The following is a 25,839-nucleotide window of genomic DNA, read 5'->3' on the forward strand; positions in this document are numbered from 1 at the left end:
CAGAACATAGCTGAAGTCTATCGTGAAAGCGCGCCCGGGCAAAAGCTTGAGCTTAGGACTCCTGCGGTTCAGCCGGTGGGCTACGGGGAAAGGCGCGAGATGTCTCCGCCGTCGCCAGGAACAGATGATAAAGCGAGCTCGCCGGCGCGTAATCGACAAGAGGGCTTCCGTCCGCGCTGATATGATCGGTCCAGCCGCCGACGAATGGCCTGTCGAGAAAACCTGTCCGTAGCGCGTCGATCATTGCGGCGGCGAAGCGCGGCGAAGCGTCGTCGCCCATCTCCCACCGGGCGACCGCCGCCTTCGCCGCTTCCGTATGCGGCCAGATCCGGTGCGAGCGTTTCAGAACGCGCATCTCGCTGTCGACTTCATCAAAGATCATCCCGTCTTCCGCGAGCCCATTGCGCCGGGCGATGCCATCGAGCGGCAAAATCCACCGCCGCATATCCTCGCCGGTGAGTTTCTCATATTCGGCCAAAAGCCAGACCCACTCGAAATGATGCCCGGGTTCAAAGACGCCGCGCTTCAGCGGATCGGGATGAGCGCTCCAGTCCTCGGCGAAATATTCGAGCAGGACGCCGGGATCCTCGCGGAACAAATGAGCCTTGAAAAGATCGACGAGGCTCTTGGCGCGTTCGCCGTAGCCGCGGCCGGGAGCGGCGCCCTCCAGCGCGAGATAGGCCTCGAGCAGGTGCATATGCGGATTTTGCCGCTTGTTGCGGTCCTGCACCGGGCTTTGGTCGTAAAGGCCGCCATGCGCGCGATCTTCGAGCGCCGCGTCAATGAAGGCGATCGTCTCGTCGGCGTGGCCAATCAGCCGCGGATCGCCATTAAGGCGATAGAGCCAGGCGATGGCGAAGAGGATGAAGGCATGCGCGTAAGCGTCGCGCGCCGTCGAGACGACGCGGCCCTCCGTGCTGACTGAAAAGGCAAAGCCGCCGGATCCGCCGTCCGCCTCGCGGAACTTCTGCAAAAGCGAACTCATCGCGATCTCGGCCAGTCGGCCGCCTTCGGGGAACCAGCCAAGATGCGCCGCATGGGCAAAGACATAGATCTGCCGGGCTTGCACCATGGCGCGGCGCGGGACCGTCTCGACTGGCCGCCCGCTCCAGTCAAGGCGTTCCTGAAAGACGCCCCGCTGCGCGTCGAAGCCGATCGTCGACCAGAGGGGAAGCGCTCTCTCGACTATCCAGTCGCGCAAAGCCGTCGCGCTGGCGCGCGCCGATTTCAATGTGTCTGCCGTAACCGGAGCGGCGACATCCATTATTCTCTCCATTGCGCGCCTCGCGGAGGCGCCTGTCCAGACCGCATCCAATGAGCCTCACGCTTGTGTAGCACGTTTCTGAGACGTCCAGACGAAGCGTGGCCTTCACAGTTGGGTCAAGCGGCCCGTAACTGGCGCGTCGCATCGACGCGGTAAGAGAGCGCTTCTGCCAGATGCAGACTGCCGACGGTCCCCGCCCCGTCGAGATCCGCGATCGTGCGGGCCAGCTTCAAAATGCGGTGGAATCCTCGAGCCGAGAGACGGAGACGGTCGGAGGCTTCCTGGACAAGGGCGAGGCCGCCGGCGTCCGGTTGCGCGACCTGTTCAATGACGGCGGATGGAGCGGCGGCATTGGAGCCTACGCCCTGGAGGCCAAGCTCGGCATAGCGGCGCGCCTGAATCGCCCGCGCCGCGGCGACCCGCGCGGCGACCTCGGCGGACCCTTCGGCGGGCGGCGGCAGCATCAAATCGGCCGCGGCGACGGCAGGCGCCTCGACGTGAAGGTCGATGCGGTCCAGCAAAGGCCCCGATAGGCGCGACTGATATTGCGCGATGCATCGCGCATTTGGTTGGCGATTGCAGGCAAATCCCGGATCGGTCGCATGACCGCAACGGCAAGGGTTCATCGCGGCGACAAGCTGAAAGCGCGCGGGATAGATGACGCGATGGTTCGCGCGGGCGATCGCCACCTCGCCGGTCTCTATCGGCTGGCGCAGGCTGTCGAGGACCTGCGGCTGAAATTCTGGCAATTCATCGAGAAAAAGCACGCCATGATGGGCGAGAGAAATCTCTCCCGGCCGCGCGCGCGCCCCGCCTCCGACGAGAGCCGCCATCGATGCGGAATGATGGGGCGCGCGGAACGGACGGCGATCGGTCAAGGCGCCGCCCGCAAGGTCGCCGGAGATCGAATGAATGAGCGAAACCTCCAGCAATTCGCGCGGCGTCAACGGCGGCAAAATCGAGGGGAGGCGCGCCGCGAGCATGGACTTGCCGGCGCCGGGCGGCCCGTTGAAAAGCAGATTATGGCCGCCCGCCGCGGCGATTTCGAGCGCGCGCTTGGCGCTTTCCTGGCCCTTGACGTCGCGAAGGTCCGGCAAAGCTCCCCCCGCCTGCCGGATCGCCGGGCGCGGCGCCGCCATGACCTGAAGACCCTTGAAATGATTGACGAGCTGGATCAGGGAGATCGGCGCCAGCACGTCAAGATCCTGACTTGCCCAGGCCGCCTCCGCGCCGCTGTCATGCGGGCAGATCAGCCCCTGCCCGCGCGCATTGGCGGCCATCGCCGCGGGAAGAACGCCGGTCACCGCCGTGATCGTCCCATCGAGCGCGAGTTCGCCGAGCACCGTATAATTTTGCAGCGCGTCGGGAGGGATGGCCCCGATCGCCGCCATGACGCCGAGCGCAATCGGCAAATCATAATGGCTGCCCTCTTTCGGCAGATCGGCGGGCGCGAGATTGACGGTAATGCGCTTGGCCGGGAGCGCGAGGCCCGAGGCGTTGAGGGCGGCGCGCACCCGTTCGCGCGATTCAGCGACCGCCTTGTCGCCGAGTCCGACAACGGTGAAGGCGACGTTGCCGTTGGCGATCTGCACCTGAACGTCGACGGGCCGAGCCTCGATGCCTTCGAAAGCGACTGTCGCGATTCTGACGACCATGGAGACGCCTCATTTCTCAGCTTATACTCAGCTTAACGGAGATCTCGCGGACCAGCAAGAACAATCGGGGAACGGAGCTTGAGCAAGGCAGCGCGGCGAACAGCTCCAAGAATAGGCCAAAAAATGCACACAATATGCTGTCATTGTCGCGTCTTCGGCGCGTCGTTGAAACCATATCCCATGAATTCTCCGCGTCTTGACGGTATTATTTTTGGTTTAGATCTCCCGTTCTTCCAGGATTGAGGCTGGCTCTATGGCTCCAGGATTGTCGCTTTACATTGACCTGTTTCGTTTCCTGGCGGTGCTGAGTATAGTCATCTCCCATGGACTTGTGACGCAGATGGGTGGAGACTGGCTCAAGTTCAGTTTGGGACTGGAGGCGATCGAGGCGACGTTCGTATTGTCAGGTTTTGTTATCGCCTATGTCGTGGCGACGCGCGAACGCAGTCTCGCTGTTTATAGCGCGTCGCGCCTCGCCAGATTGTGGTCTATCGTGTTGCCGGCGCTGGCGCTGACCTTTATCCTCGACGCCATCGGATTACGCCTGTCCCCCGCGCCCTATGAGGGTTGGGGCGAGTATATGGGATTCGACAGTCCCCTGCTGCGGCTCTTCCTGACAGCCATATTTCAAAACCAGACCTGGTTCCTCGAAGTCTCCCCGCTTTCGAACATTCCACTGTGGTCGATTGGATATATCGCCTGGTATTACGCCATTTTCGCTGCGTTCATGTTTTCGCCGCGCGCGTGGCGCAACTGGATCGTCGCGGCGGTCGCACTTTTCGCGGGTCCGCAGATCCTGCTTCTCATGCCTGGATGGCTATTTGGCGTGTGGCTCTACCAGAGGCGGGACAAGTTAAAGTTGAGCCCAGGCTGGGGCCTCGCGCTTTACCTTGGAGCGCCAGCCCTGATCTTCGCATTGAAGACGCTCCACGTCAGTCCGTGGCTATTCTCAATGCAGCGCCTGCTGCTCGGCGCCGATGTAGCTGATCGTTATCTCAATATCGCCGAAAATTTTCTCTGGCAAAATTTGGTCGGAGCCTTGATCTGCCTTCATCTTCTGGGGGCGATGGCCATCGCTGGGAGACTCGGGCGCCTGCTGAGACCGGCCGAACGAGCGATCCGCCACGCGGGCGCCCTGACCTTCGCAATCTACGCTTTCCATTTCCCGCTGGAGCTCTGGATCGCCGCCGCGCTTCATGAGCGGCCGGATGGTCCGGTCAAAACCGGCGCCGTCGTGATTGGCGCGTTGGTCGCCTCGGCTGCTCTTGGCGCGCTCGTGCGGCCGTTTTACCCCCGGCTGAAGGAGGCTCTTCTCCTCGGCTTCAGGAAAAGCGGCTACAGACTCGCGAAAGCATTGGATTAAAGCATGACGCCGAAAAGGTGCAGATTTTTCGGGTTGATCCCATGCGATAAAACAAAGGCTTAAAGAGCGGAATGCGATTGCGCCTGAACGCTGGAGCATGACGCCGAAAACTGGAATCCGGTTTTTCGGGCGACATCATGCCCTGACTTATTGATGAGAGCCGGATGCAGGGCGGACAGCGGCGTTTCGCCTCACAGCACGCTGCGCGAGATGATCCATTCGGCTTCGGCGATCATCTCCGGCACGCCCACATGCAGCCACAAACCATCGAGCCTTTGTCCATAGAGCCGGCCCTTTTGCGCCGCCTCGAAGAAAAATGGCGCCAGCGGAAACACTCTGCGCGCCTGCGCCGCGAACAACTCCGGCTTCACGATGCCGACGCCGGCATAGACGAACGGCGCGACCTGAAATTCCGCGCGGCGGGTCAGTCGGCCGTCCGCAGCCATCAGAAAATCGCCGGGCCAGTCGACGCCAACGCTCGCCGTCGTCGCGGCGACAAGCAACAGGATATCCATTCTGACAGGGTCCCACGCTTCGGCCATGCGGCGCAGATTTTGCCGCGGACCCTCGAGCCAGAGCGCATCCGTGTTCGCGAGGAAGAAGGGCTCGCTCCCCAGCAGGGGCAGCGCCTTGGCGATGCCGCCGCCCTGATCGAGAAGCTCGTCCCGCTCATCGGAGATAATGACCTCAGGATCCGTGCGCGTCGAAAGATGCGCCTCGATCTGATCGGCAAGGTGATGCACGTTGACGATGGCGGTGCGGGTTCCCGCGCGCGCGAAACGGTCCAGCATATGGTCGATCATCGGCTTGCCCGCGACTTTGATCATCGGCTTTGGGACAGTCGCCGTGAGGGGGCGCATGCGCGTGCCAAGCCCTGCGGCGAAGACCATCGCTTTGCTTGGCGCAGTGAAAGACATATCGGCCCTGGTTACGGTGCGCTCAGGCGGCTATTTCGAAGATCCGTGGAAGATTTGTCTCATACCAGATCTTGAGCTCCGCCAGAACCGGGTGGTTCATATCTTTCGCCAGATATTTTTCGACGCGCGGGATATGGGCAAGATAATGCGGCTTATGGTCGCGCACATTGAGGCGCGTGAAAATCCCAAGGATCTTGGTCGCCCGCTGCGCCCCTAAGATCGCATAGGCGCGCGCGAAATCGCCCATGTCGAAGCCTGCATCGGCTTCGCGCCGCAGCCGCGCATAGTGCGACAGAAGCTTCAGCTCGGCGGCGTCGGGCACATCCACTCGCGCGTCCTGCAGGAGCGAGACGACGTCATAGGCTGGATGGCCCAGCACGCAATCCTGAAAATCGACCATGCCGACTTGGGCCACGCCTTGGCGCCGCGGAAGCCAGATCAGGTTCGGTGAATGATAATCGCGGAGGGTCCAGGTCGAATCGGTCGTCAACCCTTCCGTCAATGTGCGGCGCCAGAGGTTGACGAAGGTCGCTTTGGCGCCGGAAGAGAGCTGCGCGCGCGCGCAATGCGGCGCATACCAGTCGAGGAGCAGTTCGACCTCGATGGAAAGCGCGTCGAGATCGTAGGTCGGGATGCGATAGGTCTCGTCATCGCCGATCGGCAAGACGTCTGGCAGCGCGGTCGCGTGAAGCCTGGCGAGAGCCGAAGCCGCCGAGACGTAACGCTCGACGTCGACGCCGGCGTCGTTGATGATCGGCTCAGAACCGAGATCCTCCATTAAAATGACGCCCGTCGAAAGATCGAAGGCGTAGATTTCCGGCGCCGAGAAGCCGTGGCTGCGCAGCCCTTTATCGACGGCGATGAACGGTCTGATGTCCTCGGCGAGCCGGGCGATCGCGCTGTAGGGCTTGCCGTAGCGGATCGGCGGACCATCGGGACGCTGCGGCGCGATCATCAGCACGGCGCTCGAGCCGTCGTCCTTGACGAGGCGCTCGAAGGAGCGCGTCGAGGCGTCGCCCTGCATGAAATGGCGCTGCGCGTCGCGCCAGCTCGTCGGCTCCAGAATATCCTGAATCGCCTTGGCTCTGGCGAGGCGAGCCGCGAAAGCGCCGAAGCCAGTCACCGTCGCGGTGCGCGATCCGGCCGGACCGCCGCCCGCGCCCGAAGCTGGATCGAGCGTAAACTTTATGTCGAGCCGGTCGAGACCAAGATGCCGCCCGCCGCGGTCGGGCCATTCGACGAGGACCAGCGCCCCATCGGTCGCCTCGTCCCAGCCGAGTTCAACGAGATCGTCCGGCCGCTCGATCCGGTAGAAATCGGCGTGTACGATCGGCGCGGGTCCGCCGTCATAGATCTGCATGAGAAGAAAAGTCGGGCTCGGCACTTCGAGGTTGGGCTCGCCCGTCAGCCGCCGGATCAGGGCGCGGGCGAAGGTAGTCTTGCCGGCCCCGAGATCGCCGGAGAGCGTGATGAGATCGCCGGCGCCGACCAGTTCGGCGATGTCGGCGGCGAGAGCCTCCGTCGCCGCCTCGTCTACAAGGCGGCGCAGCCACACTGTCTCGGGCCGGGTCGCCAGCTCCGCCTCAGCCCCCATTACGTTCACGCTCCCGCCCTGTTTCGATCGCGCTCACCTTCATACGTTCGCCTGGAAAGATGCAAGTCACGGTTGTTCCCTCCCCCAGCGCGGAGTCGATCAAAATGCGGCCGCCGTGCAATTCGACGAACGACCGGACGATGGAAAGGCCAAGCCCGACGCCGCGATGGCGCGAGCCCGTGGTATGCGTCTTGAAACGATCGAAAATATGATCGATGACATCGGCCGGAATGCCGCGTCCCTGATCGCTCACCTTGAATACGATCTCCTCGCCGCGGCGCAGGGCGGCGAGATCGATGGTCTGGCCAGCCGAAGAAAAACCGATCGCATTGGACAGCAGATTGAACAGGATCTGCCGGATTCGTTTGCCGTCCGCGACAAACGAGCCGACGCCGTCCATTGCGATGACGCGCAGCGTAAGATTTGACTCGGCGAGACGGTCCTGCACGCCCTCGGCCGCGCCGCGCATCGTCTCGGCAATATCGATCGCTTCCAGCGACAGCTCCATGGCGTCGGCGTCGATCGAGGCGAGATCGAGAATATCGTTGATGATCGCCAAAAGCGCGGAGGAGGATTTCGTCACATAGCCGGCATATTCGAACTGCTTGGCGTTGAGCGGGCCGACCGCCGGGTCGCCAAGGAGCTGGATGAAGCCGATGATGTTGGTCAGCGGCGAGCGCAATTCATAGGAGACGTGGTGAACGAAATCATTGCGCAGCTTCTCGGCGTCGAGCAGAGCCTGGTTGCGTTCGGTCAGCGCGCGCTCGACATTGACGCCCGCCGTGGCGTCGATGAAGGTCAGCATGGTCGCGCCGTCCGGCAGCGGCGCGGCGGCGCAATCCAGAACTGAATGATCGCGCCGGACAAGGCGGCTTTCAAACCCGAGGCGATGATCCTGCAGGCCGGCGACGATGGCGCGCAGTTCGTTCCAGTCCGATTCATTGACGGAAAGAGGCGCGCAGATCCGCGCCACGCGGTCGATATGAGGCTGATCATCCAGCTGTTCCGGCCGCAGCGCCCATAGGCGGGCGAAGGCCGGATTGAACAGCTTGAGGCGGCCGTCGCTGCCGAACACGGCGACGCCTTCCTTCAGCGTGTCGAGCGTTTCGCTCTGGACGCGGATCGCGGCGTTGAACTGCTGTTCGAGATGGAATCGCTCCGTCACATCGTCGAAGAGATAGGTGACGCCGCCCTGCGGATTGGGATTGATGACGATGCGAAGCGTGCGGCCGTCGGGAAGATACCAGGCCTGCTCCTCCGTCTCGAGAGACTGATAGCCGCCAAGAAGGCTCGCCTGCCAGGCGCGAAAGTCGGCCTGTTCGGGCAGCAGCCGCGCGGCGCGCAGGCGGTCGAGAATTTCGGAATCGGCCGGCTTCTGACCGAGCCAGGCCTGATCGAGGCTCCAGAGCTGGCGATAAGCAGCGTTATGAAAAACGAGCCGCTTCGTGCGATCAAAAATCGCCACCGCCGTCGACAGTTGATCGAGGGTTCGCGCATGCGCCTGCATCTCGCGTTCGAGCGCGTCGCGGGCGGATTGGATCTCCGACACGTCCATCGCCATTCCGACGGAAGCCGCGCCCGCCGGCGCGTCTACGATGTCGAAGATGCGGCGCTCGCCGACGACGATCGCGGGCGCTCGACCGCGCCAGATCGAACCTGATTCCCGCGCTTCCGCGCTTGCGTCGCGCGTCGTCCGCTCGAGAAGCTCGACGCCGCGCGCCACCGCCTCGGCCGGATCTTTAGCTTCGACGGCGCGCGCATAAGCGGCGTTGACCCAGGTCAGCCGCCCTTCCCCATCGCGCACCCAGGCGGGGCTCGCAACCGCGTCCAGCATGGCCCACAAGGAACGCAGTTCGCCGACGGTGCGCGCCTGCAATTCGTGCAGGCGAATGACTTCGAGGCGTTCGCCTGAAACATCCCTGATCCGCATGACGGCGAGGCCACTGATCGGATGGCCCTCGATGTCGAGATGACGGCCTTCAAGATCCGTCGCCGCGAAGCGGAAGCCTTCGCCCCTTGCGCGCAGACGCGCGACGCTGTCTTCGAGGTTTCGCGCCATCTCGGGCGGCAGCCATGAGCCGAAGGCGAGCACGCGATGCGCGATCAACGCCTGCGTGACGAGGCCGAGATCGCCCTCGATCTCGGGTTCGTCGTCGGGGCCGCCCCACACGATGACGATTTGCGATTCGCCCGCAAGGAAGAGCTCGGCGCGATCGAGCCTCGCCCGCAAAGCGGCGACCTCAGTGGTGAGGACGCTCTCGCGCCGCGCGCCCTGGCGCCGTTCCTTCAGGTGAAAGAGCGCGGTCAGCGTCGAAAAGAGGATGAGCCCGGCGATGATCGCAAGTCCCGCCGCCTCGGCGCTGTGATGCAAAGCCTCGCCGGCGCTTGTCTCCATCCCTGCCGATGCCGGCGCGAGGAACAGGGCCAGCGCGAGACAAACACCGAGGCCAAGACGCAGCCCCGCCGCCGGCTTCCACATTGTTTCCCCCCGCTGATCCCAGCGCCGCTCCATACACGTCTCCGAATCGGTCTCGATCGAGGCCGACCGCCGCCTGATTCGCAGCACTGTAGCGGTACAGCCAACCTTTGAGAATCCCGTTAAGACCCTATGCGGGGCTTTTCCCTTCAAGGCGCCGGAGCGGCCAGAGCATATTCCGATCAGACCGGTTCGATCTGATTGACAAGAATATGCTGAAGCTTTTGAATCTAGAGCGATTTCTGATCGATCGAATGACTCCATTCGATCCCGAAAGCGCTCCGGGCGGCCCTCAAAGCGCCTGGCGCGAGGCGCGCGCGGACAGGACGTTCGGCCAGGGCGCGCCGCTGGCGAACATCAAGCCCCTCGTGATCCACGGCCCGAGAACCGGCGCGACCTCGGGAAAGCGCTTGACGAGGGTGCTCGCAACGCGCGAGCGCGCCGACCAGCGCGGGCTCAAGGGCCCGGCGTCCGGGTCCGAGCAGTCGATCCGGCGCAGCAGCCGCGCATAATCGAAAGGAGTCCAGCCGCGCTGCAGGAAGAACGCCGCGCGGTCAATGAGATGGTCGACGAGAACCGCCTTGGCCTGGGCATTGCTGTCGCCGGAGCAGCCTGGCTGATAAGACAGAACATTGTGCAGCTGCGGCCGCTTCGAATAGATATTGCCGCCATGCAGGCGGTAGACTCCGATGGCGTCATCGATCAGGACGCTGCCGGTGATGGCGTTGACGCCGAGACAGAAATAAAGATCCGTCCCCGTGCGAAGGCCGCCAAGGGCGGGATTGTCGGCAAAAAGGGCCAGAGCGTCACGGCGAAAGCAATTGCCGGATGTCGGCGACCAGACCCATTCATTGGTCATCGGCGCGACGAACCGGATGCGATCGAGAATCGAGCGGTCGAAACCATCCTCCGGCCAGGGCGCGCCCAACGCCTGGCCGGCAGCGTGCCGATAGGGCCGCACCGAATCGGCTTTGACGCCGCGATTGGCGCAGATCACGCGGTTGAAAGCTTCCTCCGAACCCAGCACCACCTGATCGTTGAGGACCTGAAGCAGATCGCCGGACGTGAAGCCGACGTGAACCCGCAAAGAAAGGTGCACGAAAATGTGCGAGCTGACGCCATGCGGCAGCAGCATGTCGTCGGCGTCGAGGAAGATCACATAAGGGCCGCTCGACGCGGCGAGCCCGTCGAGCGCCGCGGGCGTCTGGCCGTCATTGGCCGCCCGCCGGACAACCTTTGCTTTGGGGTAGCGCGCCTCGATCCCGCGCAGGACGGCGGGACTTTCGTCCGTCGAGGCGTTGTCGACGATCACGCATTCGACGTTCGGATAGGTCTGATGAAAGATCGAATCGACGGCTGCGTCGAGGAACCGGCCATAATTGTAATTGACGACGATGACGCTGACGAGCGGAAGGCTCAGCGCTGGCGCCTCGCGCGGCTCGCTTCGAAACCGCTCCGTCACTCGAACTTCGTTCATGGCTCATCCCCGAAAGCCGAGACATGGACGAGATTTCCGCCATCAGTCAATATTGACTTGTGCTCCGAATGGTCCTGAGGACATTGTCCGGCCGTGCAAGCTCCCGATCGCAGTCAACGCGGCGCTCATTCCGGACAGTCCATCGCATGGCCCAATCTTCGCCCGCCGTCACCCGTTTTCATCGCCTCGGAGGGAGTGGGCTTACCGTCTCCGCGCTCGGCCTTGGCTGCATGTCCTTTTCCGGCGTCTATGGCGCATGTGAGGACGCCGATGGCGCGGCCGTCATCAAGGCGGCGCTCGACGCCGGGATCAATTTTCTCGACACCGCCGACATTTATGGCTGGGGCCATAATGAAACGCTCGTTGGCGCTGCGATCGCCGGGCGGCGCGATGAGGTCGTGCTGGCGACGAAATTCGGACATGTCCGCGGGCCCGGCGGAGAAATCCGCGTCAACGGGCGCCCGGACTATGTATTCAAGGCCTGCGACGCCAGCCTGACGCGGCTGAAGGCCGATCATATCGACCTCTATTATCAGCACCGCGTCGACCCACAGGTGCCGATCGACGAGACCGTCGACGCCATGGCCGAACTCATCGCCAAAGGCAAAGTGCGCGCCATCGGACTGTCGGAGGCAAAGCCCGAAACGATCCGCCGCGCTCACAGGATTCATCCGCTCGCCGCGGTGCAGATGGAATATTCGCTGCTCTATCGCGCCGAGGCCGAGGAGGTTCTGGCGACGACCCGCGAGCTTGGCGTCGCCTTTGTCGCCTATTCGCCGCTCGGACGCGGCCTTCTCGGCGGCGCGATCCGGTCGGCGGCTGATGTCGCGGGTGACCGGCGCGGCGAACATCCGCGCTTTGCGCCGGAGAATTTTTCACACAACCGCCGCCTTGCCGAGCGCGTCGCGGCGATGGCCGAGGCGAAAGGCTGCACCACGGCGCAGCTCGCGCTCGCCTTCCTGATGAGCCAGGGGGAAGATGTGACGCCGATCCCGGGCACGACGAAGACCAGCCGCCTTTTTGAGAACATCGGCGCGCTCGCGGTAAAGCTTGACGCAGGCGAGCTCGAAGAGCTCTCGACAATGATTCCGAACAATGCCGCCGCCGGAGAGCGCTATCCCGAGGCGGCGCTGAAAAACGCTTATCTCTAGCGAGTGAGGGCGCGCGGCGCTTTTTTCGGCGCGCGGGCGCGCTTGCGCCGGATGGCGGGCGCGGCGATGACGCATGCCTGAAGCTGGCGGGTTCACAGCGGCTGAATTCTGGTTTAGACACGTCTCATCACGAGTATGCCTCTAATAATTGCGCGCGGGTCAGCGCCTTCAGTCGCGCGCCATAGTCAACGAACCTCGAAACAATCCCGTTTCGAGCAAAGGCGCCACGGACGCGCTGGCCGCAAGGCTCGGCGCGGTCTTTTTGCATGCCCTCGGAACGCCGGGAGCGGCCCTGATCGTCAGGCTGCCCCGCTCCGAGGCGTTGTCTTGTCGCTGGTCAGGATAAAGGATCTCCCCTTTGCCTGGCTTTGCTCTAACGCCCGCCGCGACGGGGAAAGAGATTTTATGCCGAAGCGGACTGATATTTCGACGATCCTCATCATCGGCGCGGGTCCGATCATCATCGGACAGGCCTGCGAATTCGATTATTCCGGCACACAGGCCTGCAAGGCGCTGCGCGAGGAAGGCTATCGGATCGTCCTCGTCAATTCCAATCCGGCGACGATCATGACCGACCCGGACATGGCCGATCGCACCTATATCGAGCCGATCACGCCGGAAGTGGTCGCCAAGATCATCGCCAAGGAGCGCTACGCCATTCCCGGCGGCTTCGCGCTTTTGCCCACCATGGGCGGCCAGACCGCGCTGAATTGCGCTCTCTCCTTGAAGAAAATGGGCGTGCTCGACGATTTCGGCGTCGAGATGATCGGCGCCAGCGCCGAGGCGATCGACATGGCCGAGGACCGCGAATTGTTCCGCGAGGCGATGACGCGCATCGGCCTTTCAACGCCGCGCTCGCATCAGATCAAGACGCTGAGCCAGGCGCTCGCGATCCTCGATGACATTGGCCTGCCCGCCATCATCCGCCCCTCCTTCACCATGGGCGGCACGGGCGGCGGCATCGCCTACAACAAGGCAGAGTTCATCGACATTATCGAACGGGGCATCGACGCCTCGCCGACGAGCGAGGTGCTGGTCGAGGAAAGCGTGCTCGGCTGGAAAGAGTATGAGATGGAGGTCGTCCGCGACAAGGCGGACAATTGCATCATCATCTGCTCGATCGAGAACATCGATCCGATGGGCGTTCACACTGGCGATTCGATCACGGTCGCCCCCGCGCTGACCTTGACCGACAAGGAATATCAGATCATGCGCGACGCCTCGCTGGCGGTTCTGCGCGAGATCGGCGTCGAGACGGGCGGCTCCAACGTTCAGTTCGCGGTCAATCCGGCGGACGGCCGCATGATCGTCATTGAAATGAACCCGCGCGTCTCGCGTTCATCGGCCCTTGCCTCGAAAGCGACCGGCTTCCCGATCGCCAAGGTCGCGGCCAAGCTCGCGGTCGGCTTCACGCTCGACGAGATCGCCAATGACATCACCGGCGGCGCGACCCCGGCCTCGTTCGAGCCGAGCATCGACTATGTCGTGACGAAGATTCCCCGCTTCGCTTTCGAGAAATTTCCCGGCGCCGAGAATATACTGACCACGGCGATGAAGTCCGTTGGGGAGGCCATGGCGATCGGCCGCACCTTCGGCGAGAGCCTGCAGAAGGCCCTGCGCTCGCTCGACATCGGCCTCAATGGGCTCGACGAAATCGAGATCGAGGGCCTTGGCCTTGGCGACGACATGAACGCGCTGCGCGCCGCGCTCGGCCGTCCGACGCCGGACCGGCTGCTGGTCGCTGCGCAGGCTCTGCGCTACGGCATGACGCCGGACGAAATCCACGACGCGTGCAAAATCGATCTCTGGTTCATCGAGCGGCTGCGGGAGATTCTCGAGCTCGAGGCGCTGGTTCGCGCGCATGGCCTGCCGAATGACGCCGCCAATCTGCGGATGCTGAAGGCCGCGGGCTTTTCCGACGCGCGCCTGTCGGCTCTCTCCGGCGCGCCGCGCACCGCCGTGACCGAACTGCGTCACAGGCTTAATGTGCATCCTGTCTATAAGCGGATCGACACCTGCGCCGCCGAATTCGCCTCCCCGACCGCCTATATGTATTCGACCTACGCGCCGCCCTTCGCGGGCGCTCCGGCCGACGAGGCGCGCCCCTCGGATCGCGAGAAAATCGTCATCCTCGGCGGCGGCCCGAACCGCATCGGCCAGGGCATCGAATTCGATTATTGCTGCTGCCACGCCTCATTCGCCCTCAGGGACGTGGGCTATGAGACGATCATGGTGAATTGCAATCCGGAGACGGTTTCAACCGACTATGACACCTCGGACAGGCTCTATTTCGAGCCTTTGACGCCGGAAGACGTGCTCGAAATCCTCGCCAAGGAGAATGAGTCGGGGCTGCTCAAGGGCGTCATCGTGCAATTTGGCGGACAGACGCCGCTGAAGCTCGCCAATGCGCTGCAAAAGGCCGGCATTCCGATTCTCGGAACGTCGGTCGATTCGATCGACCTCGCGGAAGATCGCGACCGCTTCAAGCGGCTGCTCGATCGCATCGGGCTGAAGCAGCCGATGAACGGCATCGCCTATTCTGTCGAGCAGTCGCGCATTGTCGCCGCCGAACTCGGGCTGCCGCTCGTCGTCCGGCCGTCCTATGTTCTGGGCGGCCGCGCCATGGCGATCATCCACGATAATGGCGCCTTCGACGATTATCTGCTCGGCACCCTGCCCGGCCTCGTGCCCTCCGACGTCAAGGCGCGCTATCCGAACGACAAGACCGGCCAGATCAACACGGTGCTCGGCAAGAATCCGCTGCTGTTCGACCGTTATCTCTCCGACGCGGTCGAGGTCGACGTCGATGCGCTCTCCGACGGCGCCGACGTTTTCATCTGCGGCATCATGGAGCATATCGAGGAGGCCGGCATCCACTCCGGCGACAGCGCCTGCTCCCTGCCGCCGCGCTCGCTCTCCGCCGACAAGATCGCCGAACTCGAGCGGCAGACGAGAGAGCTGGCGCTGGCGCTCGGCGTCGGCGGCCTGATGAACGTGCAATATGCGCTGAAGGACGGCGAGATCTATGTGCTCGAGGTCAATCCGCGCGCGGCGCGGACAGTGCCTTTCGTCGCCAAGGTAATCGGCGCGCCGATCGCCAAGATCGCCGCGCGGGTGATGGCGGGAGAGAGCCTTGCGAGTTTTGGTCTTAAGCCGTCCCGCTTCGATCATGTCGGCGTCAAGGAATCCGTCTTTCCCTTCGCGCGCTTTCCGGGCGTTGACACTGTGCTCGGACCCGAAATGCGCTCGACCGGCGAAGTGATGGGCCTCGACCGCTCATTTGCAATCGCTTTCGCCAAGAGTCAGCTTGGCGGCGGCACCATAGTGCCGGTCTCGGGCAGCGTCTTCGTCTCGGTGCGCGATGTCGATAAACCGCGCGTCCTCGGCACGGTCAAGCTGCTCGCGGGTCTCGGCTTCAAGATCTTCGGCACGGGAGGAACCGCGCGCTATCTCGAAAGCGAGGGCGTGCCCGCGCAGCGGATCAACAAAGTGTCGGAGGGCCGGCCGCATGTCGTCGACGCCATCAAGAACGGCGGCATACAGCTTGTCCTGAACACCACCGAAGGCAAGCAGGCCCTGGCTGATTCGCGCTCCCTGCGCCGCGCGGCGCTCCTCCATAAGGTGCCCTATTACACCACTTTGGCCGGAGCGATCGCCGCCTCGGAAGGAATAAAGGCCTATCTCGCCGGCGATCTCGAAGTGCGCGCCCTCCAGGACTATTTCGCTTAACGATTCAACGCCAAATCAAGAACGGGACCGCCGCGCCTTCCCGCCGCGGAGCGAGAGGCGCCGGCGCCTTGGCGTCCTTTATGAAACGAGCCCCTTGCGGCGGCATTCATGAAGGTGTCTCTTATTCAATAACGGATTTGCAGCGGTGAAACGCTCAAATCCGGCGGCGTTTTATCGGCGCCTTAAGAAGCCGTCTCCCGACGCTGTGAGGACGTTGCGCCTTGGGCGGAGCGGTCTGTATTGGTTAAAGAGGATGTGAAAGAGAATCGCGATGGACAAGTTTCCCATGACGGCAGCGGGGCATCTCGCGCTCGAAGACGAGTTGAAGCGGCGCCAGCAGGTCGAGCGGCCGCGGATCATCCAGGCGATCGCGGAAGCGCGCTCGCATGGAGACCTGTCCGAGAACGCCGAATATCACTCCGCCAAAGAGGCGCAGTCCCTGAACGAGGGCCGCATCGCCGAACTCGAGGATAAATTGTCTCGCGCGGAGGTGATCGACGTTTCAAAACTGTCCGGAAACACGGTGATGTTCGGCGCGACCGTAACCTTGGTCGACGAGGACACGGACGAGGAAAAGACCTATCAGATCGTTGGCGAGACCGAGGCGGACGTGAAGTCCGGCCGCGTCTCGATCACGTCTCCCACGGCGCGCGCGCTGATCGGCAAGAAAGTCGGCGATACGGTCGAGGTCAATACGCCCGGCGGCGGCAAGAGCTATGAAATCTTGAAAGTAGCATTTCAGTGACCGTAGGCTCGTGCGTCACGTCAACGGACGCATGAGCCTTGATCCCCGCAACACTTCGGAGTCCCATGTCCTTCGAGGACTACTGAAGAGCATCAAATTCTTGATTCGCTCGAAAAACACGCACCAAGCCGCTGACAAGGCTAACCATTTTGGTCTTGCGTGGAGGACTGCTGCGACGCCTCAAGGGTTTTGCGCCTTCGTCGGCGGGGGGCCCCGGCTTCGGCGAATCTCATGCGATCGCCTGCTCGGGCAAGTGATCCAATCGTCCAAGGGGGGCGCTTGATTTCAGGCCGGCGGATGCGCTGCAAGGCGCTCGATGGCCGTGATCAGTTCGGCAAGGCCGAAGCTTGGCGGCCGCTCGCTTAGGCTATTTTTCTCGAGACGGGCGTAGCAAGCCGCACATGCTTGCCCCGCTCTTCCTGATCACGCGCCGCGACGCAAAGAATGCCGCTAGACTAGCCTTTCAAGGCCCCGTTGATGATTTTCATCACCAGCTTTTCATTGAAGTCGCCGTTTTTGTGCACCCGCTTCAAGCCGGCGTCGGCGATCTCTTTTATGCGGTCCGGATGCTTGAGCAGGGACAGGCAAAGATCCGCGCATTCGTCGACCGTATCGAAAAACACCGCTTCCTCACCGTCCTTGTACATTTCGAGGTGATCGCTTGTGCGTTCGGCGCAGAAAAGCGTGCCGATGGCGGGGATCTCGAAGCTTCGCGTCGTGTGAAGGTCCTCGTTTCCCTTTGACAGAAGGCCGATTGCGATCGAAGCGCCCCGGATCGCCTTCACATAGTCGTCACCTTTGAGTTCCCCCAAAACGACGTGGGAGCGCAACTGTTCGTATTCCGGCGCCTTTTGCCACCTCGGTCCGTAGATGCGCAAGGGGACCCCACGTTCGATGAGCCTAAGCATGATCGGTCCCCGTTCAGGCATCCACGTTCCAACGAAGGCGACTTTCGATGAAAAGCGAGCAAGGTCCTCGCTGCTCAGCTCGATCGGCCGATGGACAGCCTCGTCGGCCGCCTCTCTCGTCAGCAATACGCGCTTTGCCCCGGCCCGCGCGGCGCTATTGGCACTGGTTACCCGATGGGTCGCAATCAAATCATAGAGTGGCAGCGCTGTCAGGAAGACGCGCCAGCGACCCTTATCCCTCGGCACATAGGGATTATCCTGATTATAATTGACGACGACCTTTGCGATCGTCTTCAAATGAGCAATGCACGAGGCGTTCAGCAAGTCTCCGTGGTCGACAAAGGCGACGTCGAAAGTGGCGTTTCCGATTTGCTTGGCGACATAGCGCGCTACGAGCCACTCAATGCCGATGGCGCCTGTCCTGAAGCACCATGCGTCAATCAACCTCTCAGGAATGAGCGGAACGGAGCGGCCGAGGTGCGGGTCCACGACAGTGACGTCGTGGCCAAGCCTGCGGAGCGCCATGATTCGCTGTATCGCAGTTCCCTCTGTTGGACCCAGATACAATATCTTCATTCGAGTTACCTTCTGGCATCCGCCCTGCAACGAAAGACTGGTGAGCATGATCTGCCGCGCTCATGGCGACGCGCGCAAGAACCTATGAACCGCCGCGGCAAAGCGCCGGCGGACCGGGGGAGACAAGACACAGGGGCGCCGAACCCTCGCGCCGCTCAAAGCAGAAATCGCCAAGCTTACGCATTGTTCAGAGCCAGCTGGCGGGCGACTTCCTCGCTCGCCTCGAGGAGGTTGCGACAGACAGCGACGCCGAGACGGCGCGCGCGGTCGGCATCCGATTGTCCGTGTCCGGTCGTCACCAGAATGCCGACGGCACCGACCGCGGCGGCAAGCTCGACGTCCGACCATTTATCGCCGATGACGAAAGAGCGGGATGGATCAATATCAAGATCGCGGACAGCCCAATGGATCATGCCTGGCAGAGGCTTCCGGCACCCGCAGTCTTCGTGCGGCGCATGAGGGCATCGGTACCATTTAGCGATGACGACGCCTTCGCCGGCGAGAAGCTCCCTGACCCGGGCTTCGACAGCGTCGGCCTCGTCAACCGAGAAATAGCCACGCCCGATGCCCGATTGATTGGAGACGACCACGAAGGGAAAGCCATGTTTCGCCAGAGCGCGGAGACCAGCGGCCGCGGCGTCGAGAAGTTCGACCTGATCAGGATGAGAAGGATAGTTTCTTTCCACGATGATGGTTCCATCGCGGTCGAGAAAGATGGCTGGAGACGACATCCGCACCCCTAGCCGCGACGCGTCGTTTTGAAATGCGAATGATGCGGCAAGTTCAGACTCTCATAGCGACGCGGGACAGATTGATCCTCAACCGAGACTGGCTTTTGCGTTCAACCTCGGAACGGCGCGTTCCGGCAGCACTTCACGCACCATCGCGACGATCTGTTCGACTTTGACGTTCGTTACCCCATCCGCGCGATGCACGATCCGGTGCTGCTTTCCGTAAGGGTACCATTTGCGCGGCTTATTCAGGCTTCCAAATGGCGCGACGCAGACGATGCCAACCGCCGCGGCAAGATGCATCGGACCTGAATCATGGCCGACGAAGAGGCTCGCTCGCTTCAACGCCGCCGCGCTCTCACGAGGGGCCAGTTTTCCGCAGCTGTTCACCACCGTGCTCGGCCAACTCGCCGAAACCTCCTCCACGGCGGCCGCCTCGTCGGCGGCGCCGAGAAACAAAAGTCCATAGCCGCCGAAACTACCCGATAGCTCACGCAACAATTGCCGCCAGTTCTCCTGACCCCAATGTTTCTCGATGACCTTTCCGCCCATGTTTATGGCGACGAAAGGATTGCCGGCGAAAGGCGTGATGGCCCGGTCGCCAGCCTCCTGTTCCGCCTCTGTCAGCAGCAAATCCCAATTTTTAGGATCATCGAGATCCGTCGGGCCTATCTCGGCGATCGAGCGCGCCAGGCGGCGGCACTCATATTCGACGAGGCCGGTGTCCGCTTCAATCTGATCGACTTGCAACGTCTTTGTGAGCGGCATCCCGATGAAGCGCGTGAAGCCGCAAAGGCGGAAAAACAAAAGGTCGCGCAAGACAGGCAGTCGCCCGCTCCGTGGAACAAGATAAATCAGCGTTTTCGCGCCAAACGCCCTAAGGCGCGACCGCAATCTCCAAACATCCCCGATCGAACGCATCTGGATTGGATAGTCGACGACGCCGTCGATCAGGCCCGATTGGCCAAGGATCAGTTCGAGCGCGGCCGCTTTCGACGAGACGGGAATATTGGTCAGGACATAGCGTTCCGCATCGGGAAACACTTCGGCCAGTTTGTGAAAACATGGCAGAGCAACGACGGTGTCGCCGAGGCTGCCGATCCGATAGATCAGGATGCGTTCGACCGGCTTTTGAGGTGCGGCGACGCACCTTTTTGTGACGGCGTCCACCTGATCCAACATGATTCACAAAAACCTTTTGTTGTTCCGACCCATACGTCCGACCGTCCGCTATACTGTCACGTTTCGTTTAGCTTGATCCCGCCGCAGGAATTTGACCACTACCAATGCGTTGTGACAACCCTGTCAAGGATTGAGCCTTTGCCGACGTCGCTCCCTCTGAGAACAAGGCCGCCCATACGCGGCAAAGCGCCGCATCGGCTGCCGCTCTTCGCATTGAACCGTTGCGTCGCGCTTGCGCCACATCAATGCGCTCGGCCGAACTGATATCTAATGATTGTGAATTTAACATAGTCCACCGGGGAAAAAAAGCGCGTCATTGTCACGCCCCATGGGCGTCGCCCGCTCCCTCCGCATCACCCGCTCCCTCCGCATCACCGGTAAGGATCGGATTGCGTGAGATAAGAAAGAACATAATCTGCAACTCCACCCTCGAGAGAATGAAACGGAATGTTGCAGCCGGCGCGCTGAAGCTTGCTCATGTCCGCTTGCGTAAAATACTGATAGCGATCGCGGATGCTCAGCGGCATGTCGACATACCGCACATCCACATTTTTGTTCAGGGCTGCGCCAATCGCCAGAGTAAGATCAAGAAAGGAGCGCGCCTTGCCTGTCCCCAGATTGAATAGACCGGAGACGTCCTTGTGCTCCAGAAGCCACATCATCACCGCGACGCAATCGGCGACATAGACAAAGTCCCGCAGTTGCTGACCGTCTCGAAAGTCCTCGCGATGGGATCTAAAAAGCGAGATCGTCTCCCCCGCCGCAACAGCTGCGGTATTTTTGGCGACGAGACTCTGCATGTCGCCCTTATGCGACTCATTTGGCCCATAGACGTTAAAGAACTTCAGCCCGGCCCATTGCGGCGGCGCTATTCCCGCCGCGACCCGCTCCAGCGCCCAGCGATCGAAAGCGTGTTTCGACCAGCCATAGAGATTGAGCGGACGAAGCTTATCGAGCGCGGGCGCCGACTCATCGTCAGTAAAGCCATTTGAACCATCGCCATAAGTGGCGGCCGAGGACGCATAGATGAAGGGCGTGCGCTGCCGCGCGCACCAATCCCATAATCTGGCGGATAACTGAAAGTTTGTGCGCAGAATTTCATCGCCGTCCGAAGCGGTGGTCGAAGAAATGGCGCCCATATGGAACACTGCTTCCGCGCGCGGCGCCGTGCTCAGAAAACTCTCAATCCTGTCTGGCGTGATGACATCGTAAAAGCGCCGCTTGGCGATATTTTTCCACTTCGATTCATGACCGAGAGAGTCGAGGATGATGATGTCGGTGACGCCGCGCTCGTTCAGCGTCGCGACGATATTGGAGCCGATGAACCCGGTCCCGCCTGTTACAAAAATCATAGCGCCTTCCCGTTACGTCGATACGCCCGTCAGGGTCGTGCGAAAGAGGGTTGACGGACGAGCATCGCCAGTCGGTATGTCCTGTTCAGCTTTAGCATAATTTTCGAAAAATGCGCAGCCGCCTTTCCGAACGAGAGGCCTCCCCCAGAAAGGAAGATCATTTAAAACAAAAGGATACTGACTCCAGACTTAAAACAAAGCTTAAGCGGCCGGCGCCTCCGGATATCCCGGCCGCGCGGACAAACGAACCCCTCAAGCGGGAGCCGGCGGGGTTCCCGTTGAGCATTTCCTCAAGAAAACTGTGTATTGTTTGCGATCGGCCCAAGGTCGCGCCGACGCTTTGACCGGCTATACAGACAAAGCTCTTTTAGCACGAAATGTTCCTATTCAAAAGCCATGCGACACCCGCCCAAACGCAGCTCTCTAGAGGCTTCCGCATGGTCTATACAGGCCCATTTGGTTAATCCTTCTCGCTTAACTCTCGCGTAGCAGCTCTTCGACGAAAGCGCCGATCCCTGCCTTTAGTCGAACGGCGCGCCGCCGCTCGGCGGTCAGGATGGCAAAAAGATCGCTGAAGGTCGTTTGCAGATCGCGATTCACCAAGACGTAATCATATTGGGTCCAGCGCCGGATTTCATTGCGCGCATTCTCGAGCCGCTTGGCGATGACCTCTGGCGGATCTTCCGCGCGGCGTTCGAGTCTGGCTCGAAGCTCCTTCATCGAGGGCGGCAGGATAAAAATCGTCACGACGTCTTCTGCCGTCTTTTGCTTGACCTGCTGTGTGCCCTGGTAATCAATGTCGAACAGGACGTCGCGTCCCTGCGCCAGCACTTTTTCGACGGGCTCGCGCGGTGTGCCGTAGCAGTTGCCATGCACCTCCGCCCATTCGAGCAGTTCGCCGCCGTCACGCAGCGCCTCGAACTGTTTTCGCGTGATGAAGGTGTAGTGAATGCCGTCGACTTCGCTCGACCGTCGCGGCCGCGTCGTCACCGAGATCGACAGCGTGAGATCAAGCTCCTTGGTCTGGAGCAACATGCGGGTCAGCGTCGTTTTGCCGGCGCCCGAGGGCGACGAGAGGATCAGCATAAAGCCGCGCCGACCTGCGTCGTTGCGTCCCAGCAGATCCTTCGCGTCATCCGCGTCCCGGCCTGTCCCCTGTATCGCGCGGTCCTCGTCTGGATGCATCAGCCTACTCGATGTTCTGAATCTGCTCACGAAACTGCTCGATTTCAACGCGCAGTTCGAGGCCAATGGTCGTGAGGCTCGCATCGTTCGATTTGGCGCAAAGCGTGTTGGCTTCGCGCGCGAGCTCCTGAGAAAGGAAATCCAGCCGACGGCCGACAACGCCGCCGGCCGCGAGGAGATCGCGCGCCGCGCAAAGATGGGTCGCCAGCCGGTCAAGCTCTTCCCTGATATCGGCTTTCGCCGCCAGAATCATCGCCTCCTGATGGAGGCGGTTTGGATCCAGATTGCTGCTTTCACAGAGGGTTGCAATCGTTTGTTCGAGCCGCGTCCTAACCGCGTCAGCTTGTCTTGCCGGATTGGCTTCGGCCGCTTGCGTCAACGCGTCGATTCGGTCGAGACGGGCATCCAGCACGAACGACAGAGCCGCGCCCTCGCTTCGCCGCATCGCCAGCAAGGCCTCGATCGCCTTGTCGAGATCTTCCAGCGCGCCCGCGCGGGCGGCGGCGATCGCAGCCTCGGTTTCGGCTGCGTCGATGATTTCGACGACGCCCCGCATGGACAAAAGCCCATCGAGGCGCGCCGGCTCAAGATTTCGGGAAAGATCGACGTCAGCCACGGCCGCCACGAGCTTGCCTAGAAGCTCGTGATTGATGCGGATATCCGGGTTCAAAGCCTCGCGCTGAACCGACAGGGTCGCGTAAAGCGTTCCGCGCGCCAGCCGGTCCGCGAGCCTTCGGCGCGCGTCAGCTTCAACCGCCTCGAAAGGCGCCGGCAAACGCAGCCGCGCGTCGAAACCCTTGGCGTTGACGGATTTGAGCTCCCACGCCCAGCTGTAGGCGCCGACGCCGCCCGCGATCCGGGCAAAACCAGTCATGCTGGCGATTGTCATTGTTTTAAACTTGAATGCTGGAGGAGCGGGGGCTTGAGCGCAACATAGGGCCGCGCGGCGGCTGGCTCAAGTTACGCGCCGGAAAGCCGGGCGATCTCGAGGGAAATCTGATCCGAAATTCTGTGAATTTCGGATCATTCCCGCCTATTTCGGGAAATCGAGCCCCATTTCGCGGTAGCGCTCGGGATCGTCAGCCCAATTCTCACGCACTTTTACGAAGAGGAACAAATGCACCGTCTGCTCGGTGGCCTCCATGATTTCCTTACGCGCGGCGCTGCCGATCGCCTTGATGGTGCGTCCGCCCTCGCCGATGACGATTTTCTTGTGGCCCTCGCGCATGACATAAATCGTCTGTTCGATGCGCGCCGAGCCATCCGGCATGTCTTTCCAAAGCTCCGTCTCGACCGTTGATTGATAAGGTAATTCATCGTGCAGCCGTTCGAAGATTTTTTCGCGCGTGATTTCGGCGGCGAGTGAGCGCAAGGGCGCGTCAGAGATCTGGTCTTCCGGGTAGAGCCACGGCCCCGGCCGCATCATGGCGCCGAGCGCGGCTCTCAGTTTTGGCACGCCATGCCCGCGCAGCGCGGAAATCATGAATGTGTCGGCAAATGACAGCTCGCCGTTGAGCCGCGCGGCCAATTCGAGAAGTTTCGGTGGCTCGACCGTATCGATTTTGTTCAGGACAAGAATTTTGGCGCCGCCGACTTGCGGCAGCCGCGCCAGAATGGCCTCGACCTCGTCGTCGACGCCTTTGCGCGCATCAACCAGGAGGGCGACCGCATCGGCGTCCCCCGCCCCGCCCCAGGCGGACGTCACCATCGCACGGTCAAGCCTTCGCTTCGGCGCGAAAATTCCCGGCGTGTCGACAAAGACGATCTGCGCCATCCCCTCGATGGCGATGCCGCGCACGAGGCTGCGCGTCGTCTGCACCTTGCGCGAAACGATCGAGACTTTCGCTCCGACGAGCTGATTGATCAGCGTCGATTTGCCGGCGTTCGGCGCGCCGATCAGGGCGACAAAACCACAGCGCGTCTCCTGCGCGCCGCCGGCGCCGCCTCCTGCACCCAAAGCTTCGTTCACGCCACGCCTTTCTGGCCGCCGGACTCATTGATGTTTTCACGCGCCATGAAGGCCGCGGCGGCCGCCTGCTCGGCGAGCCGCTTCGCCAAACCCTTCGCCTCGGCTTTTGCGTAGCCTGGGATTTCGACGCAGATGGTAAATTCCGGCGCGTGGTCCGGGCCCTCGCGCGCCGTCTGGCGATAAGAGGGAGGCGGCAGGCCGCGGGCCTGCGCCCACTCCTGCAACGCCGTCTTCGGGTCGCGCAATGGCCGGCGCGGCGAGCGCATCCGTGGTTCAAACGCGCGCGTGACGACAGCTTTCGCCGCCGCATAGCCCGCGTCGAGAAAGACCGCCCCGATGATTGATTCGCAAATATCGCCGAGTATCGCCGTGTTCACGGCGGGGCTCTGCTTCTCGCTATCGCCGAGGCGCACGAAGGCCTGCGCGCCCCATTCCAGCGCGACTTCCGCGCAACTCTCCTTGCGCACGAGGTCGGCAAGGCGGCGCGACAATTCTCCCTCATCCGCGTCGGGGAAAGCTTCATAGAGCATTTGCGCGACGACGAGGCCAAGGACGCGATCGCCGAGAAATTCCAGCCTTTGATAGGTCTCTCGCTTGGCGCCCGCCGCCGCGCTGACATGCGTCAGGGCGGCGGTGATAAGGCCGCCCGCGTCGAAATGATGCCCGATGCGCGCCTCGAGCGCGCTTACGTCCGGCTGCCGGCCCGTCATCTACTTCACAGGTTTCAACATCCGATCCCAGCGGACGGTCCAGGGCCATTCCCAGAACGCCCAGGCGGGTTCTCCCTTGCCGACGGAAAAGAAGATCAACTCGGCGCGGCCGACGAGATTTTGGAACGGCACATAGCCGACGCCGCCTTGATCCGGCGAAACACGACTGTCGGTCGAATTGTCGCGATTGTCACCCATCATGAAATAGTTATTCGGCGGCACGACGAACACCGGCGTATTGTCGTTGAAGCCGGTATCGCCCTGAATTTCGATGATCGTGTGCTTGACGCCGCCGGGGAGCGTTTCCTCATAGGTCGGAACGTCGGTCTCGCGGCCATAGAAATCTTCCGTATGCGCTTTGGCGATCGGCGTGCGGGGGACCAGTTCGTCATTGATATAGAGGCGCCCTTCCTTCATCTGGATTCTGTCGCCGGGCAGGCCGATCACGCGCTTGATGTAGTCGGTCGTTCCATCGCGCGGCAGCTTGAACACGACGACGTCTCCCCGCTTTGGCGCGGAGCCCATGATGCGCCCTTTGAAGAGATCCGGGCTGAACGGGAAGGAATGATCCGAATAGCCATAGGCATATTTAGAGACGAACAGATAGTCTCCGATAAGCAGCGTCGGTATCATCGACCCTGATGGAATGTTGAAGGGCTGGAACAGAAAAGTCCGCACGACGAGAGCGATCAGCAGAGCCTGGATGACGACCTTGATCGTCTCGCCAATGCCGCCTTCCTTCGCCTGGGGCTTGAGCTTAGCCCCTTTTCCGTCCAACCGCGCAGGCTCTGTCATCTCAACTTTTCTCTCTTCTGGGCAATTTGGAGCGAACCTTCCAAACGGTTCGCCTGCAAC

19 protein-coding genes are annotated in these 25,839 nt (G+C 61.9%); 4 read left to right on the forward strand and 15 right to left on the reverse strand.

What is annotated here, in order from left to right; all coding sequences use genetic code 11:
- Nucleotides 1-52: 52 nt before the first annotated feature.
- Complete coding sequence (locus MPC4_RS15310) at nt 53-1,264, reverse strand: AGE family epimerase/isomerase (RefSeq protein WP_174513271.1); 1,212 nt, start codon at nt 1,262-1,264, stop codon at nt 53-55.
- A gap of 116 nt (nt 1,265-1,380) precedes the next feature.
- The gene (locus MPC4_RS15315; protein ID WP_174513272.1) at nt 1,381-2,919 is read right to left on the reverse strand and encodes a YifB family Mg chelatase-like AAA ATPase; all 1,539 of its coding nucleotides are present in this window, start codon (nt 2,917-2,919) and stop codon (nt 1,381-1,383) included.
- Between the two features lie 265 nt (nt 2,920-3,184).
- Between MPC4_RS15315 and MPC4_RS15320 the strand changes: the two genes are divergently transcribed.
- Nucleotides 3,185-4,282, forward strand: coding sequence for an acyltransferase family protein (locus MPC4_RS15320; protein ID WP_174513273.1), 1,098 nt, complete (start codon nt 3,185-3,187; stop codon nt 4,280-4,282).
- A gap of 191 nt (nt 4,283-4,473) precedes the next feature.
- Here the strand turns inward: MPC4_RS15320 and MPC4_RS15325 are convergent, their stop codons facing one another.
- The 4 genes from MPC4_RS15325 to MPC4_RS15340 all read right to left on the reverse strand — a co-directional run bounded on the left by MPC4_RS15325 (nt 4,474) and on the right by MPC4_RS15340 (nt 10,746).
- The gene (locus MPC4_RS15325; protein ID WP_244629047.1) at nt 4,474-5,199 is read right to left on the reverse strand and encodes a nucleotidyltransferase family protein; all 726 of its coding nucleotides are present in this window, start codon (nt 5,197-5,199) and stop codon (nt 4,474-4,476) included.
- 22 nt (nt 5,200-5,221) lie between these two features.
- A complete protein-coding gene (gene tsaE / locus MPC4_RS15330) occupies nt 5,222-6,793 on the reverse strand; it encodes a tRNA (adenosine(37)-N6)-threonylcarbamoyltransferase complex ATPase subunit type 1 TsaE (protein ID WP_174513275.1) in 1,572 nt (523 codons plus the stop codon).
- Nucleotides 6,783-9,305 carry a sensor histidine kinase gene (locus MPC4_RS15335; protein WP_174513276.1) on the reverse strand — a complete coding sequence of 841 codons (2,523 nt, stop codon included), beginning with the start codon at nt 9,303-9,305 and terminating at the stop codon, nt 6,783-6,785. Before MPC4_RS15335 ends, tsaE begins: the two co-directional genes overlap by 11 nt.
- Nucleotides 9,306-9,561: 256 nt before the next feature.
- Complete coding sequence (locus tag MPC4_RS15340) at nt 9,562-10,746, reverse strand: glycosyltransferase family 2 protein (protein ID WP_174513277.1); 1,185 nt, start codon at nt 10,744-10,746, stop codon at nt 9,562-9,564.
- A 146-nt stretch (nt 10,747-10,892) separates the two neighbouring features.
- On the opposite strand from MPC4_RS15340, the gene MPC4_RS15345 reads away from it, so the two are divergent.
- The 3 genes from MPC4_RS15345 (at nt 10,893) to greA (ending at nt 16,371) form a co-directional block, all read left to right on the forward strand.
- Complete coding sequence (locus MPC4_RS15345) at nt 10,893-11,897, forward strand: aldo/keto reductase (protein ID WP_174513278.1); 1,005 nt, start codon at nt 10,893-10,895, stop codon at nt 11,895-11,897.
- Nucleotides 11,898-12,302: 405 nt separating this feature from the next.
- Nucleotides 12,303-15,626, forward strand: coding sequence for a carbamoyl-phosphate synthase large subunit (gene carB / locus MPC4_RS15350; RefSeq protein ID WP_174513279.1), 3,324 nt, complete (start codon nt 12,303-12,305; stop codon nt 15,624-15,626).
- 271 nt (nt 15,627-15,897) lie between these two features.
- Nucleotides 15,898-16,371 carry a transcription elongation factor GreA gene (greA, locus tag MPC4_RS15355; protein WP_134488222.1) on the forward strand — a complete coding sequence of 158 codons (474 nt, stop codon included), beginning with the start codon at nt 15,898-15,900 and terminating at the stop codon, nt 16,369-16,371.
- Nucleotides 16,372-16,826: 455 nt separating this feature from the next.
- Here greA and MPC4_RS15360 read toward each other — a convergent pair whose 3' ends face one another.
- From MPC4_RS15360 to lepB, 9 genes are all read right to left on the reverse strand, one after another.
- Nucleotides 16,827-17,804, reverse strand: coding sequence for a CgeB family protein (locus MPC4_RS15360; protein ID WP_174513280.1), 978 nt, complete (start codon nt 17,802-17,804; stop codon nt 16,827-16,829).
- Nucleotides 17,805-18,031: 227 nt separating this feature from the next.
- On the reverse strand, nt 18,032-18,586 hold the full coding sequence (locus tag MPC4_RS15365; RefSeq protein WP_174513281.1) for a D-glycero-alpha-D-manno-heptose-1,7-bisphosphate 7-phosphatase: 555 nt from the start codon (nt 18,584-18,586) through the stop codon (nt 18,032-18,034).
- 87 nt (nt 18,587-18,673) lie between these two features.
- Nucleotides 18,674-19,768, reverse strand: coding sequence for a glycosyltransferase family 9 protein (locus tag MPC4_RS15370; protein WP_174513282.1), 1,095 nt, complete (start codon nt 19,766-19,768; stop codon nt 18,674-18,676).
- 371 nt (nt 19,769-20,139) lie between these two features.
- Nucleotides 20,140-21,120 carry an ADP-glyceromanno-heptose 6-epimerase gene (rfaD, locus tag MPC4_RS15375; RefSeq protein WP_174513283.1) on the reverse strand — a complete coding sequence of 327 codons (981 nt, stop codon included), beginning with the start codon at nt 21,118-21,120 and terminating at the stop codon, nt 20,140-20,142.
- Nucleotides 21,121-21,594: 474 nt separating this feature from the next.
- Nucleotides 21,595-22,206 (reverse strand): guanylate kinase, encoded by a 612-nt coding sequence (gene gmk / locus MPC4_RS15380; RefSeq protein ID WP_174513367.1) that lies wholly within the window; start codon nt 22,204-22,206, stop codon nt 21,595-21,597.
- Between the two features lie 103 nt (nt 22,207-22,309).
- A complete protein-coding gene (locus MPC4_RS15385) occupies nt 22,310-23,194 on the reverse strand; it encodes a YicC/YloC family endoribonuclease (protein ID WP_174513284.1) in 885 nt (294 codons plus the stop codon).
- A gap of 144 nt (nt 23,195-23,338) precedes the next feature.
- Nucleotides 23,339-24,274, reverse strand: coding sequence for a GTPase Era (gene era / locus MPC4_RS15390; protein WP_244629048.1), 936 nt, complete (start codon nt 24,272-24,274; stop codon nt 23,339-23,341).
- Complete coding sequence (gene rnc, locus MPC4_RS15395; protein WP_134488236.1) at nt 24,271-24,984, reverse strand: ribonuclease III; 714 nt, start codon at nt 24,982-24,984, stop codon at nt 24,271-24,273. The genes era and rnc overlap by 4 nt, the downstream gene beginning before the upstream one ends.
- A complete protein-coding gene (gene lepB / locus MPC4_RS15400) occupies nt 24,985-25,779 on the reverse strand; it encodes a signal peptidase I (protein WP_174513285.1) in 795 nt (264 codons plus the stop codon).
- Nucleotides 25,780-25,839 lie beyond the last annotated feature (60 nt).

Origin of the sequence: Methylocella tundrae, from assembly GCF_901905185.1 — a bacterium.
GTDB classification, from domain to species: Bacteria; Pseudomonadota; Alphaproteobacteria; order Rhizobiales; family Beijerinckiaceae; genus Methylocapsa; species Methylocapsa tundrae.

What these genes read in the sequence shown, in the direction of transcription:
- MPC4_RS15310 (WP_174513271.1), bottom strand. Translation starts at nt 1,264, where the DNA reads ATGGATGTCGCCGCTCCGGTTACGGCAGACACATTGAAATCGGCGCGC.
- MPC4_RS15315 (WP_174513272.1), bottom strand. Translation starts at nt 2,919, where the DNA reads ATGGTCGTCAGAATCGCGACAGTCGCTTTCGAAGGCATCGAGGCTCGG.
- MPC4_RS15325 (WP_244629047.1), bottom strand. Translation starts at nt 5,199, where the DNA reads ATGTCTTTCACTGCGCCAAGCAAAGCGATGGTCTTCGCCGCAGGGCTT.
- tsaE (WP_174513275.1), bottom strand. Translation starts at nt 6,793, where the DNA reads ATGGGGGCTGAGGCGGAGCTGGCGACCCGGCCCGAGACAGTGTGGCTG.
- MPC4_RS15335 (WP_174513276.1), bottom strand. Translation starts at nt 9,305, where the DNA reads ATGGAGCGGCGCTGGGATCAGCGGGGGGAAACAATGTGGAAGCCGGCG.
- MPC4_RS15340 (WP_174513277.1), bottom strand. Translation starts at nt 10,746, where the DNA reads ATGAACGAAGTTCGAGTGACGGAGCGGTTTCGAAGCGAGCCGCGCGAG.
- MPC4_RS15345 (WP_174513278.1), top strand. Translation starts at nt 10,893, where the DNA reads ATGGCCCAATCTTCGCCCGCCGTCACCCGTTTTCATCGCCTCGGAGGG.
- carB (WP_174513279.1), top strand. Translation starts at nt 12,303, where the DNA reads ATGCCGAAGCGGACTGATATTTCGACGATCCTCATCATCGGCGCGGGT.
- greA (WP_134488222.1), top strand. Translation starts at nt 15,898, where the DNA reads ATGGACAAGTTTCCCATGACGGCAGCGGGGCATCTCGCGCTCGAAGAC.
- MPC4_RS15360 (WP_174513280.1), bottom strand. Translation starts at nt 17,804, where the DNA reads ATGGCGCTCCGCAGGCTTGGCCACGACGTCACTGTCGTGGACCCGCAC.
- MPC4_RS15365 (WP_174513281.1), bottom strand. Translation starts at nt 18,586, where the DNA reads ATGTCGTCTCCAGCCATCTTTCTCGACCGCGATGGAACCATCATCGTG.
- MPC4_RS15370 (WP_174513282.1), bottom strand. Translation starts at nt 19,768, where the DNA reads ATGTTGGATCAGGTGGACGCCGTCACAAAAAGGTGCGTCGCCGCACCT.
- rfaD (WP_174513283.1), bottom strand. Translation starts at nt 21,120, where the DNA reads ATGATTTTTGTAACAGGCGGGACCGGGTTCATCGGCTCCAATATCGTC.
- gmk (WP_174513367.1), bottom strand. Translation starts at nt 22,206, where the DNA reads ATGCTGATCCTCTCGTCGCCCTCGGGCGCCGGCAAAACGACGCTGACC.
- MPC4_RS15385 (WP_174513284.1), bottom strand. Translation starts at nt 23,194, where the DNA reads ATGACAATCGCCAGCATGACTGGTTTTGCCCGGATCGCGGGCGGCGTC.
- rnc (WP_134488236.1), bottom strand. Translation starts at nt 24,984, where the DNA reads ATGACGGGCCGGCAGCCGGACGTAAGCGCGCTCGAGGCGCGCATCGGG.
- lepB (WP_174513285.1), bottom strand. Translation starts at nt 25,779, where the DNA reads ATGACAGAGCCTGCGCGGTTGGACGGAAAAGGGGCTAAGCTCAAGCCC.